This is a genomic window from Janthinobacterium algoris (genome assembly GCF_051380935.1).
Taxonomy (GTDB): Bacteria; Pseudomonadota; Gammaproteobacteria; order Burkholderiales; family Burkholderiaceae_D; genus Janthinobacterium.
In genome coordinates this window covers 548,843-566,479 of sequence record NZ_JBNYXZ010000001.1, presented here as the reverse complement: position 1 = coordinate 566,479, position 17,637 = coordinate 548,843, and the positions used below count along the sequence as shown (strand labels likewise).

Annotated in this window: 15 protein-coding genes and 1 pseudogene; 10 read left to right on the top strand and 6 right to left on the bottom strand. The window is 61.3% G+C overall.

The genetic code is table 11. From position 1 onward, the window contains the following. Window positions 1-174 precede the first annotated feature (174 nt). The 8 genes from ACQ4W7_RS02570 (at window position 175) to ACQ4W7_RS02535 (ending at window position 8,744) form a co-directional block, all read left to right on the top strand. Window positions 175-1,311, top strand: a complete 1,137-nt coding sequence (locus ACQ4W7_RS02570) for a DegT/DnrJ/EryC1/StrS family aminotransferase (RefSeq protein WP_436528174.1) — start codon at window positions 175-177, stop codon at window positions 1,309-1,311. An 11-nt stretch (window positions 1,312-1,322) separates the two neighbouring features. After that, the gene (locus ACQ4W7_RS02565) at window positions 1,323-2,318 is read left to right on the top strand and encodes a glycosyltransferase (RefSeq protein ID WP_426070792.1); all 996 of its coding nucleotides are present in this window, start codon (window positions 1,323-1,325) and stop codon (window positions 2,316-2,318) included. Continuing rightward, a complete protein-coding gene (locus tag ACQ4W7_RS02560) occupies window positions 2,318-3,235 on the top strand; it encodes a formyltransferase (protein WP_436528172.1) in 918 nt (305 codons plus the stop codon). The genes ACQ4W7_RS02565 and ACQ4W7_RS02560 overlap by 1 nt, the downstream gene beginning before the upstream one ends. A gap of 21 nt (window positions 3,236-3,256) precedes the next feature. Further along, window positions 3,257-4,309: a bifunctional UDP-4-keto-pentose/UDP-xylose synthase gene (locus ACQ4W7_RS02555; protein ID WP_282406514.1), complete on the top strand. Its 1,053-nt coding sequence runs from the start codon at window positions 3,257-3,259 to the stop codon at window positions 4,307-4,309. Beyond that, a complete protein-coding gene (locus tag ACQ4W7_RS02550; protein WP_436528170.1) occupies window positions 4,309-5,268 on the top strand; it encodes a polysaccharide deacetylase family protein in 960 nt (319 codons plus the stop codon). The genes ACQ4W7_RS02555 and ACQ4W7_RS02550 overlap by 1 nt, the downstream gene beginning before the upstream one ends. A 75-nt stretch (window positions 5,269-5,343) precedes the next feature. Then, a complete protein-coding gene (locus tag ACQ4W7_RS02545; RefSeq protein ID WP_436528168.1) occupies window positions 5,344-5,814 on the top strand; it encodes a peroxiredoxin in 471 nt (156 codons plus the stop codon). Window positions 5,815-6,114: 300 nt separating this feature from the next. Continuing rightward, window positions 6,115-7,932, top strand: coding sequence for a PhoH family protein (locus tag ACQ4W7_RS02540; RefSeq protein ID WP_436528166.1), 1,818 nt, complete (start codon window positions 6,115-6,117; stop codon window positions 7,930-7,932). 137 nt (window positions 7,933-8,069) lie between these two features. Then, a complete protein-coding gene (locus ACQ4W7_RS02535) occupies window positions 8,070-8,744 on the top strand; it encodes a site-2 protease family protein (protein ID WP_436528164.1) in 675 nt (224 codons plus the stop codon). A 240-nt stretch (window positions 8,745-8,984) separates the two neighbouring features. Here the strand turns inward: ACQ4W7_RS02535 and ACQ4W7_RS02530 are convergent, their stop codons facing one another. Further along, window positions 8,985-9,335: a hypothetical protein gene (locus tag ACQ4W7_RS02530; protein WP_436528162.1), complete on the bottom strand. Its 351-nt coding sequence runs from the start codon at window positions 9,333-9,335 to the stop codon at window positions 8,985-8,987. Between the two features lie 222 nt (window positions 9,336-9,557). On the opposite strand from ACQ4W7_RS02530, the gene ACQ4W7_RS02525 reads away from it, so the two are divergent. Together ACQ4W7_RS02525 and ACQ4W7_RS02520 are read left to right on the top strand one after the other, a co-directional pair. Continuing rightward, entirely contained in the window at window positions 9,558-10,499 is a 942-nt protein-coding gene (locus tag ACQ4W7_RS02525; RefSeq protein WP_436528160.1) for a bestrophin family protein, read from the top strand. Window positions 10,500-10,581: 82 nt separating this feature from the next. Next, on the top strand, window positions 10,582-10,782 hold the full coding sequence (locus ACQ4W7_RS02520) for a heavy-metal-associated domain-containing protein (RefSeq protein WP_426070799.1): 201 nt from the start codon (window positions 10,582-10,584) through the stop codon (window positions 10,780-10,782). A 44-nt stretch (window positions 10,783-10,826) separates the two neighbouring features. Here the strand turns inward: ACQ4W7_RS02520 and ACQ4W7_RS02515 are convergent. From ACQ4W7_RS02515 to ACQ4W7_RS02495, 5 genes and pseudogenes are all read right to left on the bottom strand, one after another. Beyond that, window positions 10,827-11,341 (bottom strand): annotated as a pseudogene (locus tag ACQ4W7_RS02515) (glutathione S-transferase family protein). Between the two features lie 28 nt (window positions 11,342-11,369). Then, complete coding sequence (gene cueR, locus ACQ4W7_RS02510) at window positions 11,370-11,789, bottom strand: Cu(I)-responsive transcriptional regulator (RefSeq protein ID WP_436528157.1); 420 nt, start codon at window positions 11,787-11,789, stop codon at window positions 11,370-11,372. After that, entirely contained in the window at window positions 11,764-14,238 is a 2,475-nt protein-coding gene (locus ACQ4W7_RS02505; protein WP_436528155.1) for a heavy metal translocating P-type ATPase, read from the bottom strand. The genes cueR and ACQ4W7_RS02505 overlap by 26 nt, the downstream gene beginning before the upstream one ends. A gap of 105 nt (window positions 14,239-14,343) precedes the next feature. Beyond that, window positions 14,344-15,096, bottom strand: a complete 753-nt coding sequence (locus ACQ4W7_RS02500) for a FecR family protein (protein ID WP_426070802.1) — start codon at window positions 15,094-15,096, stop codon at window positions 14,344-14,346. Next, window positions 15,065-17,637: YDG domain-containing protein (locus ACQ4W7_RS02495; RefSeq protein ID WP_436528153.1), on the bottom strand; the 2,573-nt coding region annotated here is incomplete at its 5' end. The genes ACQ4W7_RS02500 and ACQ4W7_RS02495, both read right to left, overlap by 32 nt.

Sequence of the window (17,637 nt, the reverse complement as noted above, 5' to 3'; positions counted from 1 at the left end):
CGCGCCCCGGCCAACTAGCCCCGCCCCCGCAGCAGCAGGATTTTTCACCGTTGAACCGGCTGCGCCGCCATACTGCCGATATAAAATGGCCATGCCTGCCGGCGGCCTTTGACCGCATTGGCAGCCTCGGCGACGCCGATACCCTGACACAATACAGACCCAAGAACCGCACCCATGACCTCTACCCTGCCCTTTTTGCCCTTTTCCAAACCCACCATCGATGAAGCGACCATCGCCGCCGTCGGCGAGGTGCTGCGCTCGGGCTGGATCACCAGCGGCCCGAAAGTGCAAGCCTTCGAAGCGCAGCTGTCCGAGTATTTCGGTGGACGCCCCGTGCGCACCTTCAATTCGGGTACTTGCACCATGGAAATCGCGCTGCGCATCGCCGGCATTGGCCCTGGCGACGAAGTCATCACCACGCCCGTGTCGTGGGTAGCGACGGCCAACGTCATCATCGAAGTCGGCGCCACGCCCGTATTTGCCGACATCGACCCCGTCACGCGCAATATCGACCTCGACAAGCTCGAAGCGGCCATCACCGCGCGTACGAAAGCCATCATCCCCGTCTACCTGTCCGGTTTGCCCGTCGACATGGACCGCCTGTACGCGATTGCTGAAAAGTACAATTTAAGAGTCGTGGAAGATGCGGCGCAAGCGTTCGGCTCCACCTGGAAGGGCAAGCGCATCGGCGCATTTGGCGACTTCGTCTCGTTCAGCTTCCAGGCCAACAAGAATATCACCACGGGTGAAGGCGGTTGCCTCGTCCTCAATAACCTGGAAGAAGCGAAACTGGCCGAGAAATACCGGCTGCAAGGCGTGACGCGCAGCGGTGTCGACGGCATCGACGTCGATGTGCTGGGTGGAAAATACAATATGAGCGACATCATGGCTGCCATCGGCCTGGGCCAGTTCGCCAATATCGACGCCATCACGGCCCACCGTCGCGCACTGGCACGCCACTATTTCGCGCAATTCGGCAGCGACTTCGAAGCGCAGAGCGGCGCCCAGCTGCCCGTGCCGGATTTTGAGAACAGCAACTGGCATTTGTTCCAGATCATTCTACCCGACAACGGCCCAGGCACGCGCGCCGCGTTCATGCAGGCCATGGCGCAGCAAAACGTGGGGACGGGCTATCATTACGCACCGATCCACTTGTTTACCATGTACCGCAAACGCGGCTTTACCGAAGGCATGTTCCCCGTTTCGGAAAAGATCGGCCGCCTGACCGTGACCTTGCCGATGTTCTATGCCATGACGACACAGGACGTGGAACGGGCCGTCGCCACCGTCAAATCCATCCTCATCAAGTGAGCAACGCGCCGATGAAACCTGAACTGTCCATTATCATTCCAATCTACAACGAGCAGGATGGCCTGGCCAGCCTGTTCGCCCGCCTGTATCCGGCCCTCGATGCCTTGCAAACGAGCTACGAAATCATTTTCGTCAACGATGGCAGCCGCGACAATTCGGTGGCCATCCTGGCGGAACAGTTCCGCCAACGCCCCGACGTCACCCGTGTGATCCTGTTCAATGGCAATTATGGCCAGCACATGGCCATCCTGGCCGGTTTTGAAGCCTCGCGCGGGCAAATCATGATCACGCTCGACGCCGACCTGCAGAACCCGCCTGAAGAAATCGGCAACCTGGTGGCGAAGATGCGTGAAGGCTACGATTACGTGGGCTCGATCCGGCGCAAGCGGCAAGATTCCGCCTGGCGCACGCTGGCGTCGAAAATGATGAACCGCCTGCGTGAAAAGATCACGAATATCAAGATCAGCGACCAGGGCAACATGCTGCGCGCGTATGGCCGCAATGTGATCGATCTGGTCAACCAGTGCGCCGAAGTCAACACCTTCGTGCCCGCCCTGGCCTACACCTTTGCCCGCAAGCCCACGGAAATTACCGTCGAGCATGAAGAACGGGCTGCCGGCGAATCGAAATACTCGCTGTATAGCCTGATCCGTCTCAATTTCGACCTGGTCACGGGCTTTTCGCTGATTCCCCTGCAAATCTTTTCGATGCTGGGCATGGCGATGTCACTGGGCTCGGCATTGCTGGTGATTTTCCTGCTGGTGCGCCGCTTCCTGCTGGGCGCCGAGGCCGAAGGCGTGTTTACCCTGTTCGCCATCGCCTTCTTCTTCATGGGCGTGATCCTGTTCGGCATCGGCCTGGTGGGCGAATACGTGGGACGCATCTTCCAGCAAGTGCGTGCCCGTCCACGCTATGTGGTGCAGACCATCTTGCAGGATGGCATGAGCCAGGCGGAAGCCGAGGCGCCATCGTATGTGCGCCTGGAAAAGCGCCAGGTGGGACGCTGATGGGCGCCCCACGCGCCGTCGTCTTCGGCTACCACAATGTGGGCGTGCGCTGCATCAAGGTGCTGCTGGCCGGTGGCGTCGATATCGCCCTGGTCGTCACGCATGAAGACAGCCCCACGGAAAACCTGTGGTTCGAATCGGTCGCCAGCCTGTGCCAGGCGGAAGGCATCCCCTACATTACACCTCTGGACGCGCGCGCGCCGGAACTGCTGTCACAGGTGCAGGCGGCAACACCGGACATGCTGTTCAGCTTTTACTATCGCCATATGTTGCCCGCTAGCATCTTGGAAGTCGCGCCCGCCTACAATATGCACGGCTCGCTGCTGCCGCAGTTCCGCGGCCGCGCGCCCGTCAACTGGGCCGTGCTGCATGGCGCCACGGAGACGGGCGCCACCCTGCATGAAATGACGGTCAAGCCCGACGCCGGCGCCATCGTGGCGCAAACGGCCGTACCCATCCTGCCCGACGACACGGCGTTTGAAGTGTTCGGCAAGGTCACCGTGGCGGCGGAACAAACCCTGTGGGGCGTGCTGCCGGCCTTGCTGGATGGCACGGCGCCACGCCATTTGAACGATGTGCGCCAGGGCGGCTATTTTGGCGGGCGCAAGCCGGAAGACGGCCGCATCGACTGGAAGTTACCCGCGCAACAGGTATATAACCTGCACCGCGCCGTCGCACCGCCCTATCCCGGCGCCTTCACTGAAGTCAACAATGTCATTTACACCATCGAACAAGCCCGTTTGAGCAAGCTTTCGGCAGGAAGTTTGCCAGCGGGCTTGGCGGTAGTGGATAATTGCATCTTTGGCGTCTGCGGAGACGGCCGCATGCTGGCCATTTCCGCGCTGAGGGCTGCCGGGGAGCCGATTTCGGCTCAGCAATTGCAAGCAAGTCTGACCACCCGCGTCAGCACACACTGATATCACTCAAGAGAATCTCATATGAAAAAAGTCCTCATCTTAGGCGTCAACGGCTTCATCGGCCACCACCTGTCCAAGCGCATCCTGGAAACCACCGACTGGCACGTGTACGGCATGGACATGAACACGGACCGCATCACGGAATTGCTGGAAGATGACAACTACAAGTCGCGCATGCATTTCTTTGAAGGCGACATCACGATCAACAAGGAATGGGTCGAGTACCACGTCAAGAAATGCGACGTGATCCTGCCGCTGGTGGCTATCGCCACGCCATCGACCTACGTCAAGCAGCCGCTGCGCGTGTTCGAACTGGACTTCGAAGCGAACCTGCCCATCGTCCGCTCGGCCGCCAAGTACGGCAAGCACCTGGTCTTCCCGTCGACCTCGGAAGTGTATGGCATGTGCCATGACGAGGAATTCGATCCGGAAAATTCGGAATTGATCTGCGGCCCGATCAACAAGCCGCGCTGGATCTATTCGAACGCCAAGCAGCTGATGGACCGCGTGATCTGGGGCTACGGCATGGAAGGCTTGAACTTCACCCTGTTCCGGCCCTTCAACTGGATCGGCGCCGGCCTGGACTCGATCCACACGCCGAAAGAAGGTTCTTCGCGGGTGGTGACGCAATTCTTCGGCCATATCGTGCGTGGCGAGAACATCTCGCTGGTCGATGGCGGCGCGCAAAAACGCGCGTTCACCTACATCGACGACGGCATCGATGCGCTGATGCGCATCATCGCCAACAAGAATGGCATCGCCAGCGGCAAGATCTACAACATTGGCAATCCGGTCAACAATTACTCGATCCGCGACCTGGCCGGCATGATGCTGACCCTGGCCGCCGAGTACCCGGAATACGCCGAAGGCGCAAAACACGTGAAAATCGTGGAAACGACTTCGGGTGCCTACTATGGCGCCGGCTATCAGGACGTGCAAAACCGCGTGCCGAAAATCACGAATACCTGCGAAGAACTGGGCTGGGCACCGAGCACCACCATGGCCGATTCCCTGCGCAATATTTTCGACGCCTACCGCAGCCAGGTAGCCCAAGCCAAAGCCTTGATGGATTAATGTTGAGCAAGCCGTTCCTGACCCTGAAAATCGACGTCGATACCTATCGCGGCACCCGTGAAGGCATGGGCAATCTGGTGCGCATGCTGGCCGCACACCAGGCCAAGGCCACCTTTCTGTTCTCGCTCGGCCCCGACCACACGGGCTGGGCCCTGCGGCGCGCCTTGCGGCCCGGCTTTTTCAGCAAGGTGTCGCGCACCTCGGTGGTCGAGCACTACGGCTTGAAAACCTTGATGTACGGCACCTTGCTGCCGGGACCCGATATCGGCAAGCAATGCGCGGCGCAATTGCGCGCCGTGCGCGATGCCGGTTTCGAGTGCGGCATCCACACCTGGGATCACACCCTGTGGCAAGACAACGTGGCCAAGCGCAACGCCGCCTGGACCATCAACATGATGCGCAAGGCCGCCAAGCGCTACGAACAGGTGTTTGGCGTAGCGCCGCACACGCATGGCGCGGCCGGCTGGCAAATGAATGTCAGCGCCTTTGTCGAACACGACACGGCCGGCTACCGCTTTGCGTCCGATGGCCGTGCCATGCTCGACGCGCGTGGTGCCATGCTGCATCCAAGCAATGGTCCGCACCGCGTGCGCAATGGCAACACCATCCTGCAATGCGTGCAATTGCCCACCACCCTGCCCACCCTGGATGAGTTGCTGGGCTGTGAAATCGATGGCACATTGATCACGACCGGCAATGTTGCCGCACATATATTGTCGCTGACGGCGGACAATCCGCGCGATCACGTGTATACCTTGCATGCGGAACTTGAAGGACAGAAACTCGCCCCCATTTTCGAACAACTGCTGGCTGGCTGGAAAGCCCAGGGCTACCAGTTTGCAGCGATGGGCGATTATTATGAAAAGATAAAAGAGTCAGACTTGCCCGTTTGCCCCGTCACCTGGGATGAGTTGCCTGGGCGTTCGGGACGCCTGATTGTGCAGGGCAAAGCGGCCTGAATGCTGTATCGTTGCACCTGGATGCGTTGCCAGATTAAAAAACAGCGCTGATGATCACCGTTCAGGAGAGAACCTGTGGCTGATAGCCAATCCCTCATTAGCATACCCGACTTTAGCGCCGCCATGACCAGCGGCAAGACCTTTCAGTTGCTGGGCCGTCCGGCCAAGGCCACGGTGCTGTTTTTCTATCCGAAGGACAACACCCCCGGCTGCACCACGGAAAACATCGCCTTCCGTGACGCCTATCCGCAATTTGTCGCCGCCGGCGTGGAAATCTACGGCATCAGCCGCGATTCCCTGCGCTCGCACGAAAGCTTCAAAGCCAAGCTGGAACTGCCATTCGAGCTCATTTCCGACCCGGACGAAGCCGTTTGCCTGCTGTTTAACGTCATGAAGATGAAACAGATGTATGGCAAGACGGTGCGTGGCGTCGAACGCAGCACGTTTGTGATTGACGCCCAGGGCCGATTGGTGAAAGAATGGAGAGGCGTGAAGGTCGCAACTCACGTGGAAGAAGTGCTGGAATTCGTGGCGCGTCTGAATTGATCATCTGTTTTGATCGAGTGTGCGTTGTCGGCGTCCAGCCAGCTTAGTTCGAAATTAGCTCAACCGCAGTTCAGTTCACGGTACCTATCGCCATTTTGAGTCAACGAAGCGCCTCCACCCACTCCGCCAGGCGGGCCTGCAGCCCGCCGATGGCGTCCATGACCGGCCATGCTGCCGGCCTTCCGGCAGTTCCTCGTCCTGTAGCATTGTTGTTCCCCCGCATCCACCCCATGAGAAGTGCCGCCAGAAGCTGGCTGCCCATGGGCGATTCATTCCAGAAATTTTTTGATTGAGATCCTGATGCCACTGCCAAAATTACCGAGCAAGCCAGCCACCATCCTGGCCACCCAAGATTACCCAAGCGCAGGCGCAGCGCGCCCGGCCACCAAAACCCCGGCAGCCAAGAAAGTGGCTGCACCGATTATTGAAGCGGCGATCGCCGAAGTTGCCAAGCCGGTCCGCAATGCGGCCACGAAGATCAAGCAAGTGGCGGCCCTGATGGTTGCCAAGCCGGCGCCGACGCCAGCCGTTGCCGCGCCTGCGGCCGCCCCCGCTGTCGCTGCTGCAGCCCCTGCCAGAGCCGCGCCGGCGGCAAAAGGCAAGGTCACGCCGATCAAATCCGTCAAGCAGGTAGAGCAACCGCATCCGGCCAAGCACAAGGCGGTCGAAGTGCAGCTCAAGTCGTCCGCCAGCCGCGCCGCCGACCAGCGCGGCATCAGCAAGTTGTTCGTGCTCGACACCAACGTGCTGATGCACGATCCATCGTCGCTGTTCCGCTTCGAGGAACACGATGTGTACCTGCCGATGATGACCCTGGAAGAGCTGGATAACCATAAAAAGGGCATGACGGAAGTGGCGCGCAATGCACGCCAGGTCTCGCGTACCCTCGATGCCCTGATCAGCAATACGGATGACGACGCCATCGAGCAAGGCATCTTGCTGTCCAAGCTGGGCAACAAGGATGCCAAGGGCCGCTTGTTCTTCCAGACGCGCTTGCAAAGCGCCGACTTGCCCGCAGGCTTGCCAGTAGGCAAAGCCGACAACCAGATCCTGGCCGTCGTGCGCTCGCTGGAATCGGAACAGGAAGGCCGCCCCGTCGTGCTGGTGTCGAAGGACATCAACATGCGCATCAAGGCGCGCGCCCTGGGCTTGCCGGCCGAAGATTACTTCAACGACCATGTGCTGGAAGACACGGACTTGCTGTACTCGGGCATCGTGCAATTGCCGGACGACTTCTGGAACAAGCATGGCAAGGATATGGAATCGTGGCAGGAAAGCAAGAACGGCTACAGTTCCACCTTCTACCGCGTGACAGGCCCCTTCATTCCATCGCTGCTGGTCAACCAGTTCATCTACCTGGAACCGAAAAACGGCGAAACGCCGTTCTACGGCCAGGTCAAGCAGATCAACGGCAAGACGGCCGTGCTGCAAACCCTGCGCGACTTCAGCCACACGAAAAACAATGTGTGGGGCGTGACGGCGCGCAACCGCGAGCAGAACTTCGCGCTGAACTTGCTGATGAATCCGGAATGCGACTTCGTCACCCTGCTGGGCCAGGCCGGTACCGGCAAGACCCTGCTCGCCCTGGCCGCCGGCCTGGCACAAGTGCTGGAAACCAAGCTCTACAATGAAATCATCGTTACCCGCGTGACGGTGCCCGTCGGCGAAGACATCGGTTTCCTGCCAGGCACGGAAGAGGAAAAAATGTCGCCATGGATGGGTGCCTTCGACGACAACCTGGAAGTGCTGAACAAGTCCGACTCCGATGGCGGCGAATGGGGCCGTGCGGCAACGCAAGACCTGATCCGCTCGCGCATCAAGATCAAGTCGCTTAACTTCATGCGCGGTCGTACGTTTGTGAACAAGTTCCTCATCATCGATGAAGCACAAAACTTGACGCCGAAGCAAGTCAAGACCTTGGTCACGCGCGCCGGTCCCGGCACGAAGATCCTGTGCCTGGGTAACATCGCCCAGATCGACACGCCGTACCTGACGGAAGGCTCCAGCGGCCTGACCTACGTGGTCGACCGCTTCAAGGGCTGGACCCACAGCGGCCACGTCACGCTGGCCCGCGGCGAGCGTTCGCGCCTGGCCGACCACGCCAGCGAAGTACTGTAATTTGATCGGACGGCACAAGCCGCTCCCACAACAGAAAGCCCCGTCTGCAGCGATGCAGGCGGGGCTTTTTTCATGTGCACGACTTTTCCCTGCGACATGTTCTAATACCGCTCCTTTCCTCCTGGACACTTCGCACTATGCATCCCGCCTTTCAGTTGCTGCTCTGTTTTATCCTTTTCATGCTCATTCACATTTCCGTCATGGCCGCGTGCGCTCGCGCATGTGGCATCACCGTGCGCAGCATCAGCTACGGCGTGGGCCCCACCTTGCTGACCTGGGGGAAAGTCCACGTCAAGCTGCTGCCGCTGGCCGGCAATGTAGCGCTAAAAGATACGCGCGAGGAAATGCTGTATGACGACGATCCCTGCCTCGACAGCTATAACTTCCAGCCGTTGTGGAAACAGGTGCTGCTGCCCCTGAGCGGCGTGACAGTGCTTCTGGGCATGGCGCTGGGCATCCTGGGGACGTCAGGCTGGGACAGCTTTACAGCTGCGTTCGGGCAAATCGTTCATGGCGCACTGGCGCCGTTGAGTACTGCGCAGGAACTGCTGAGCGAAGCGGAAGCGTTTGCCCGTACACATGGCTTTGGGCTGGTGTTCGCCTTGTTTTCACTGAAACTATGCGCCTTCAACCTGCTGCCGTTTGCCGGCTTGAACGGGGGACAGGCGCTGCTGGCCATCGCGCGCGGCGGCAAGCCCTTTGTGGCGTGGGAAGCGACAGTAACGAAGTGGCTATTGCTGCCGGGGCTGGCGGTCTTGCTGGCGTGGGTGGTGGCGCTCGGCTGGTATGCCTGGAAAGCGCTGGCAGCGTAAGGCACCGCCGGCAGCTTGGACCGTTCCACCTGGTCGACAGTTCGGGGAGAAACATGGCGAGCGGACAAGTGAAGAACAAAGCAGTTACCCTGCAACATATGGCACAGTATGCTTATTTTTATGTTAAAAAAGCGGGGGACGACGATCTTTTTTAGGTCAACGACTTTAGGCGCCAGCCCCTGCTGTGGCGGTGCGGCTCGCCATCTGCGCCTGCCAGCGCTACCTGTCTCAGGATAAAAGCTAGCCTGCGCCTACCGCGTGTTGACGGGGTGCGACAGCTATTCCGCGTACGGCTACCGCGTGATTGAACGTCACGGCTTGCGCGCAAGCCTGCCCTTGTTGCAACGGCGCTGGCGCGCCTGCGGCGAACGGCATCGCCAGCATCAGGAATTGCACCAGCTTGGCCGGCGTAGCGGCAGCACCTGGCGCAGGTGGGATTTTGCGATTGCGACATTCCTCGCCGGATTGCCACCATTGTTCCTGCGCCCCATGCGACTTACGCGATTGCGACTGGTCCGGAGGCAAAAAGAGACAATAATAGCCGTGAAAAAGCATAATGTTATATAAATTAATTACAAATGAAATATTCATTCATGAAATTAATAACAGCTATCGCCACTGTGAATTGGCTGGAAACGGGTGTGCGGCCTATACTTCAGCCGTCTCCCCTACATTGCTTCCCATGCACACCCAGCTCAGCCCGCAAACATCGCGGGCTTTTTGTTCCCGGCATTTGCCATTCTGTCTTTCCCCCCGTACCGATCACCGGGCGCGCCTTTCCCCGCCAGCCCGCCCCCCGACAGGGAGCGCAACATGATCGTGCGCGAACGTCCATCGGCGCTACGACTGTTTCTGGTGGTGCGTGGCTCCGTCCTGCCGCGCATCCGCACCACCCTCATCGTCAACACCCTGATCGCCACCCTCGTCACCTGGTGCCACGGCACCCTGTTCGACCACAAGATCATCCTCACCACTATCCCGTTTACCCTGATTGGCTTGCCGCTGGCCATCTTCCTTGGCTTTCGCAACACGGCCGCCTATGACCGTTACTGGGAAGCGCGCAAGCTGTGGGGCGAACTGGTGTTGCGCAGCCGTAATTTCTCGCGCCAGTGCCAGACCATGATATGCAGCGATACGCCGGCCCACGCCCGGCTGGGCCTGGACGATGTGCGCGTGCGCATGATCTACCGCGCCATCGCCTTTTGCCACGCGCTGCGCCACCAACTGCGCGACACGCGCGGACCGGACGACTTGCAGCCGCTGCTGCGCCCGGCCGAATGGGAAGCGGCATGCAAGGCGGCGAACCCGTCCGACTACCTGATGCTGCAGATGGGCCACGACCTGGCCGACTGCGTCCAGCAGGGCCGCATCGACAGCATCCTCACCGCACAGATCGATAACACGGTCTCGGCCATGGTAGCGGCGGGCGCCTCGTGCGAACGCATCCGCAGCACGCCGATTCCCTTCTCGTATTCGCTGCTGCTGCACCGCACGGCTTATCTGTACTGTTTCCTGCTGCCCTTCGGCCTGGTCGACTCGCTGGGCTTCATGACGCCCTTTGTCGTCGCCATCGTCGCCTATACCTTCTTTGGCCTCGATGCCCTGGGCGACGAGATCGAGGAACCGTTCGGCGAAGATGCCAACGACCTGCCCTTGTCGGCCATGTGCCGCGCCATCGAAATCAGCTTGCGCGAATCCGTGCAGGATGAGAACGTGCCACCACCCATGCAAGCCGTCGACTTCCTGCTGAATTGATCGGCACGCCAGCTTTTTCCTTGACCTTACCATCAGGGGAAGGCTTACAGTGGGTGCACTAATCATTCAAGGAGTGCTTGCCATGTATCAGTTACAAGTTGAAAACATGAGTTGCGGCCATTGCGTCGGCTCGGTCACGAAAGCGGTGCAAGGCATCGATCCGCAAGCCCAGGTGCAGATCGACTTGGCCAGCAAGCGCGTCACGGTGGAATCGCCCGCCGAACTGGGCGCCATCAGCGCGGCCATCGTGGAGGCCGGTTACCCCGTTACCAGCGCGCAGTAACAGCAGCGGCAGCAGGACAGCCGGCCTTCGCGCCGGCTGTTTTTTTATCCGTCCAGCTCGGGGTAACGGCGGAAAATGCCTTCCTGATTGAATGGGATTCTGCTTTTCGATTGCAGGTAGTGGGCGATATGCGGCCGCGCCGCCCCCCAGCAGATACTGGCCGCAGCTGTTGCATAACACTTGCATGAAATAATCAAGGAATTTGGGCAAACGTGTTGCGCGGAAATCCGCGCTGCGCAGCATGGCCGCCTGCTGTTGCTCTTCGTAATATTGATTCATCGATAGCGGATGATGCGTGTCGTGCACTTCCGTCAGCCAGTCGGCCAGCGCCAGTTGCGGCTGGTTCAGCCACAGGCGGCCGCTTCGCGCGCGCGGCGCCAGGCCAGGTGCAGCAGGATATTCGTGATCTGGCCAATCAACACCTCGCCATCGAGGCAGGCAGGCATTGTCCCTTGCGTTGAGGCAAGTGGGCGATATCGCGGTAGTCGGCGCCCACCTCTTCCAGGGCCAGGCGGATGAATTCACCACGCCCCTGTATCGTGGGCCCGTGACAGTGCATACGCCATGCACACCTCCGTTGATTTACATCAATGGCAGCAAGCCTTCACTTCCGTTTCGCCGGCCAGCCCCAGGCTTTGCAAGATGGGGCAATCGGGCTTGTCGTCGCCGTGGCACGATTGCGCCAGAAGGGCCAGGGTATCGCGCATTTCCGTCAGTTCGGCGATGCGTGTATTCAAATCGGCGACGTGCGCCAGGGCGATGCCTTTCACATCCGCGCTGGCGCGCTGGTCGTTTTGCCACAGCGACAGCAGTTCGCGGATCTGTTCCAGCGAAAACCCCAGCCCCCGCCCGCGCTTGATAAAGCGCAAGGCGTGCAAGTCGTTCGGCGTGTAGATACGGTAACCGGCATCGCTGCGCGCGCTGGGTTTTAGTAAGGCAATGCTTTCGTAGTAGCGTATCATTTTTGCCGATACGCCCGTTTCACTGGCTGCCTGACCGATATTCATCGTATGACTCCTTGGTATGCGCGCGACCGGAATGACTGCGGGCTTTCCAGCGGCGCAGCAACAGGGCATTGCTGATCACGCTGACGGAACTGAAGGCCATCGCCGCGCCTGCCACCATGGGGTTGAGCAAGCCGAAGGCGGCCAGCGGAATGCCGATCAAGTTATAAATGAATGCCCAGAACAGATTCTGCCGTATCTTGCTGTAAGTGCGGCGCGAGATATCGATGGCGTCCGCCACCAATGCCGGATCGCCGCGCATCAAGGTAATCCCGGCCGCATGCATCGCCACGTCCGTGCCCGTCGACATGGCGATACCCACGTCGGCAGCGGCCAGCGCGGGCGCATCATTGATGCCGTCGCCGACCATGGCCACTTTCGCGCCCGCGCCTTTCAGTGCGGTGATTTTAGCGGTTTTATCGGCCGGAAGCATTTTCGCCGCCACTGTGTCGATGCCCAAGAGCTTGCCGACGGCATCGGCGCTGCCCTGGTTGTCGCCTGTCAGCATCACGGTGCGGATGCCCAGGCTGTGCAAATGGGCAATGGCCGCCTGCGCATTCGGCTTGACCTGGTCGCTGAAGGCGAACAAGCCCAGCAGTTCCGATCCCGAAGCCAGCCACGAGATGGTATTACCCGTGGCTTCCAGCGCGAGGGCCTGGCTGGCCAGCGGAGCCATGTCCACCTGCAACTCCTGCATCAGCCGGGTGCTGCCCAGTTTCAATTCCAGGCCATCGACGTGGGCCGCCAAGCCGCGGCCCGGCAAGGCCGACAGGGCCGTGGCGGGCAAGGGGTCGATGTGGCGCGCACTGGCCGCATCCAGTACGGCCGTGGCCAGGCTGTGCTCGCTGCCGCGCTGGATGCTGGCAGCCAACTGCAGCAGCCGCGCGTCCTCGATGCCGTGCGCATGCAGCGCCGCCAGCGCAGGTTTTCCCACCGTCAGGGTACCCGTCTTGTCGAACACGACGGTATTGACGGCGTGCGCCACTTCCAGCGCTTCCGCATCCTTGATCAGGATGCCGTAACGGGCGGCCACGCCCGTGCCGGCCATGATGGCCGTCGGCGTGGCCAGGCCCAGCGCGCATGGGCAGGCGATGACCAGCACGGCCACGGCATTGATGATGGCGTTCTCCAGCTCGCCGGTAGCGAACCACCAGCCCAGCATGGTCAGCAGCGCCAGCAGCAGCACCACGGGCACGAAGATGGCGCTGACCTTGTCGACCAAGTGCTGGATCGGCGCCTTGGCTGCCTGCGCATCTTCCACCAGGCGAATGATGCGCGACAAGGTCGTCTCGCCACCCACGGCTTGCGTACGTACCAGCAATAAACCATCGGCATTGATGGCGCCGCCCGTCACCTTGTCGCCCACATGCTTATCCACGGGCAAGCTTTCGCCCGTGATCAGGGATTCGTTGATCTGGCTGGCGCCTTCCACCACCACGCCATCGACGGCCACCCGTTCGCCAGGGCGGATGACCACCAGGTCACCTACTTTCACCTGTTCCACGGGCAAGTCGAGCTCGATGCCGTCGCGGCGCACGCGGGCCGATTCCGGACGCAACACTTGCAACGCGCGGATAGCCGAGGCCGTCTGGCGCTTGGCGCGGCTTTCCAGCCATTTGCCCAGCAGCACCAAGGTAATGACGACGGCCGAGGCCTCGAAATATAGGTGCGGCAGCATCGCGCCCGGGGTCGACAACTGATCGAGCCATTGGTAGACAGACAAGCCATATGCGGCGCTCGTGCCCAGCGCGACCAGCAAGTCCATATTGCCGCTGCCGGCGCGGGCCGCTTTCCAGCCCGCCTTGTAGAAACGCGCGCCAAAGTAAAACTGCACGGGCGTGGCCAAGGCAAACTGCAGCCAGCCGGGCAGCATCAGGTGGATGCCGGCCCACTCGAGCAGCATGGGCAGCATCAGGGGGAAGGCCAGCACGGCCGCGAACGCCACTTTCATGCCGTCGCGGTTGGGCGCCGCGGCAGGCGCACTGGCCTGGCTGGCGGCGGGCACTGTGGCTGCATAGCCGGCCTTGTCGATGGCGGTGATCAGGGTGCCCGCCTGCAGGCCGCCCGTCACCTTGATGCGCGCGCTTTCCGTGGCCAGGTTGACGCTGGCGGCCAGCACGCCCGGCACTTTCAGCAAGGCTTTTTCCACCCTGCCCACGCACGAGGCGCAGGTCATGCCGGCAATGTCCAGGTCGATCTCGCGCTGCGCTACCGCGTAGCCAGCCTTTTCCACGGCCGCCTGCAGGGTAGCCAGGGAAATCGGCGTGCTGGACGTGACCTTGGCCACTTCGGTGGCCAGGTTGACGCTGGCCTGGGTCACGCCGGGCACGGCGGCCAGGGCCTTTTCCACGCGCCCCACGCACGAGGCGCAACTCATGCCTTCGATGGCCAACGCCTGCGCATGCGCGGCGGCGGGAGGGGAAGCGGCGGGAGCGAGTGCACGCTGGTTCATGGCAGATCCTGTACGAAAGATTAACGAATAGGGTCAGGATCTGCTATCCCATGATGGGAAGGTCAAGCCCTATTTGTCAGGTGTGCCGGACTTGCTGGAAACAGCTTAGCGCACCACGCAGTCGATGGCCGCAGGCTTGCTGCCGCCTGCAGCGCTGCCTGAGCTCGATGGCGACGCTGAAAAGACTGGCGGCGGCGTGAACTTGATGCCGGGATTGGCGGGCAGCAACACGGGCGGCTGCTTGAAGTTGGGCGTAAAGCCGAACTGACCGGCGGCAAAATTTTGCGTACCCACTGGATTCGTCACATGAATCAGGCCATCGAGCACCTGCACGTACAGGCCCGGCACGATCGCGGATGCGGCGCGAGCCGTTGGCGTGCCCGGCAGCGATCCGAGCGCCACATACTCGGCAATAAACGTCGTGCCGCGTATGCCGATAGTGGCGGCCGGCGTCTTCATCTCGAAGCGCTCCTTGTTGCGCTTGCCCAGCAGCCCCGTAACGGAACGCAAGCCCCCCTTGAGCAAACTGAAGATGGCATGGTCGCCATCGGGCTGCTCGGCGGTGTAGCTGAATTGCTCGATCACGACACTGGTATTCGGTTTCAAGGTGATTTCGCTATTGTCGATCAGCCTGATCAAGGCATAAGTCTCTTTTTCCGTCAGCAAGGTGTCGCCCTGCTCGACTTCGGACTTGATGGCCAGGATTTTCACCTTGCCATCGGCCTTCTTGGCCATCAGCGGACCACTCAACTGCATCACCGTGCCCGCCACCTGTCCGGCCCAGGCATGCGCGCCCAGGCACATCAGGGCCAGCCACAACAAGGCACTAGTTGCAGAACGTTTTTTTAATAGAGTCATTGTCTTTGTATCCTGTTGATTTACCAGTGCCGCCGGCAACATCCTTGTCATCCTTCACCTTGTCATCAGACTTGGCGGACGGCATGGACGCGAGCGGGGCGCTGGCGCGGTCGGCCTGCTTGATGACGCGCAGGACGTCATTGATGATCGCGCTCGCAGGGAAGTCGATCACGGGCTTGTCGATGGTCGTGGCGGGCAGGAAGATGACGTCCGGCATGGCCACCGCACCGTTCGGCGCCAGCAAGCTGACGCTGGCGCGTTGACGGTTGATGCGCACGCCCGCTCCACCCGTGATGCTGCCCGTTTTCGCCAGCACGCTCATGCTGGCCGCCGCTGGCAAAGCGACGCTGGCCGTGTCCGCAAAGCGCACATAGCCATCCGCGCTGGCGGCAAAATTGCCGCCGCCGAGGATTTTGGCATTGCCTTCGACACGAATATCGCCGCCAGCCACCAGGCTGATGTCGCGCGCCGCTGCCAGCTGCGCGCCATCGCCCAGCAGCACGTCCGTGCTGGCACTGAGCGCAATGTCCTTGCCCTCGATCTTGCCGTTGACGGTGACGGGGCTGTGCGCCGTCACGCTCACGTTGCCACCATTCGCATGAATATTGCCAGCCGTGACGCCGCCCGTATTGTCGATGGCGATATTGCCCGCGCCAGTGGTCAGCGTTCCCAGGGTCAAGGTGCCCGGCGCCGAGGTATTGTTCAGCACAATGCCGCCGCCAGCACTATTGCTGGCAGTAAAACTGCCCACCTGATTGCCCGCATGACCCAGCACGATGCCATTTTGCGCCTGCGCCGTCAGGCTGCTGGCGAGCAGCACGCCATCCTGGCCGATGGCGCCGTTCAGGGCGCTCAGTTTCACTTCGTTCGCTGCCAGGCTGGCGAAGCGCAAGTCACCGTTCGCTTGCGTGATGGCCAGCTGGCCCGCCAGCCGGATGGCGCCGGCCGCCTGGCTGAAGCTGTTGGCGACAAGCAAGTTGCCGTTGCCGCTCAACACACCGCCACCTTGCGCATAGCGCCCCGCCGACAGGTTGCCGTTCAGCAGCAAGCTGCCACCGCTGATTTCCAGGCCGGCCAGGCCGCTCAGCACGGAGCCGTCCAGCACGCTTTCACCGAGGGTCAGGCTACCGCCAGTCAACAGCAAGCCCGTTGCGGAATTCAAGTTTTTCAGGATGGTGCTGCCGGCCGCCGTACTGTAGGTGACAATGCCCTTGCTGTTGCCAAAGTCGACAGCCAGTACGTTCGCGCCTTCCGGCACCACGCCGCCATCCCAGTTGGCTGCATCGCTCCACAAGCCGTTGCCACTGCCGATCCAGGTGGACAATTGTTTTTGCGCAATCGTCGCCTGCGCCGTGCCGCCCGTCGTCTCCAATGTGTAGTTGCCCGCATCGGCGCCCGCCAGGCGGAAACCGCTGGCTGTCACCAGCTTGCCCGCGCCCGCATTCTTGTCGGCAAAGCTGCCGCTGCCGCCCACCACGCTGACCACATCCTGGCCCAGCACGCCGGTCGCCGACGCGCTGACGGCTGCGCTGGCAGTGCCGTCATACACCTTGTTGGCCGCGTTCAAGCCGCTCAGGGTCAGACTGGCCGGCGTGATGCTGGCCAACAGTCCGGTCGGCAGAACGATAAAGTAATTGCCCGCATCCTGACCGGCCAGCGCCGCGCCGCTCAAGGTCACGGCCTTGCCGGCGCCCACATTCTTGTCCGCGAAACTGGCCACGGCCGTAGCGCTCACGCTGTCACCGGCGATGCGGTCGTCCGCCAGGGTCACGTCGGCGCCGGCCGTGCCATCGTAGGTTTTATTGGCGGCCACCGCAGACAGATTCAAAGCGCGCGCGGCGATGTCGGCCGTGGTACTGCCGCTATGCGTGCTAAGCACATAATTGCCCGCGTCGGCGCCGCTTACACCGACGCCCGTCACGCTGACCGCCTTGCCCATACCCGCGTTCTTGTCGGCAAACGCGGCATTGCCGGCCAGCGTCAAGGCGTCACCCGCGATGCGGTCATCGGCGATGTTGACGCCGGCGCCGGCATTGCCGTCATAGGTCTTGCTGACGCCGCTGAAATTCAGGTTCAGAGTACGCGCCGAGATATCGACCGAGGTGCTACCCGAGTTAGGGCTGAGCACATAGTTGCCCGCATCCTGGCCGGCCAAGCTGCCCTTCGTCACATCGTAGGCGACGCTCTTGCCATTGCCAACGTGCTTGTCGCTCATACTGCCCAGCAAGCCTTGCATGCTGACCTGGTCAACGCCCAGCAAGCCTTCGAAATAACCGTTCAAGCTGACGTCCTTGCCGCCGTCATACACGCGGTTCTGCCCTGACGTGACGCCATAGTTCAAGGCACGCGCGCTGATGTCGGCCGTGCCTTCCACCGTCGTGGCCGCCAAGCTGTAGTTGCCCAGCGCATTGCCATCGAGCGCGATGCCGCTCGCGTGCACGGCCTTGCCGTTGCCCGCGTTCTTGTCGAGGAAGACGGCGCTGCCGCTGGCCGTGATGCTGTCGCCACCCACCACATTGCCAAGCACAAAGCTGGCGTTGC

Coding starts and splice junctions, on each gene's coding strand:
- ACQ4W7_RS02560 (WP_436528172.1), top strand. CDS start 2,318: ATGGGCGCCCCACGCGCCGTCGTCTTCGGCTACCACAATGTGGGCGTG.
- ACQ4W7_RS02565 (WP_426070792.1), top strand. CDS start 1,323: ATGAAACCTGAACTGTCCATTATCATTCCAATCTACAACGAGCAGGAT.
- ACQ4W7_RS02540 (WP_436528166.1), top strand. CDS start 6,115: ATGCCACTGCCAAAATTACCGAGCAAGCCAGCCACCATCCTGGCCACC.
- ACQ4W7_RS02530 (WP_436528162.1), bottom strand. CDS start 9,335: ATGAATATTTCATTTGTAATTAATTTATATAACATTATGCTTTTTCAC.
- cueR (WP_436528157.1), bottom strand. CDS start 11,789: ATGAATATCGGTCAGGCAGCCAGTGAAACGGGCGTATCGGCAAAAATG.
- ACQ4W7_RS02535 (WP_436528164.1), top strand. CDS start 8,070: ATGCATCCCGCCTTTCAGTTGCTGCTCTGTTTTATCCTTTTCATGCTC.
- ACQ4W7_RS02500 (WP_426070802.1), bottom strand. CDS start 15,096: ATGACTCTATTAAAAAAACGTTCTGCAACTAGTGCCTTGTTGTGGCTG.
- ACQ4W7_RS02505 (WP_436528155.1), bottom strand. CDS start 14,238: ATGAACCAGCGTGCACTCGCTCCCGCCGCTTCCCCTCCCGCCGCCGCG.
- ACQ4W7_RS02570 (WP_436528174.1), top strand. CDS start 175: ATGACCTCTACCCTGCCCTTTTTGCCCTTTTCCAAACCCACCATCGAT.
- ACQ4W7_RS02520 (WP_426070799.1), top strand. CDS start 10,582: ATGTATCAGTTACAAGTTGAAAACATGAGTTGCGGCCATTGCGTCGGC.
- ACQ4W7_RS02550 (WP_436528170.1), top strand. CDS start 4,309: ATGTTGAGCAAGCCGTTCCTGACCCTGAAAATCGACGTCGATACCTAT.
- ACQ4W7_RS02555 (WP_282406514.1), top strand. CDS start 3,257: ATGAAAAAAGTCCTCATCTTAGGCGTCAACGGCTTCATCGGCCACCAC.
- ACQ4W7_RS02525 (WP_436528160.1), top strand. CDS start 9,558: ATGATCGTGCGCGAACGTCCATCGGCGCTACGACTGTTTCTGGTGGTG.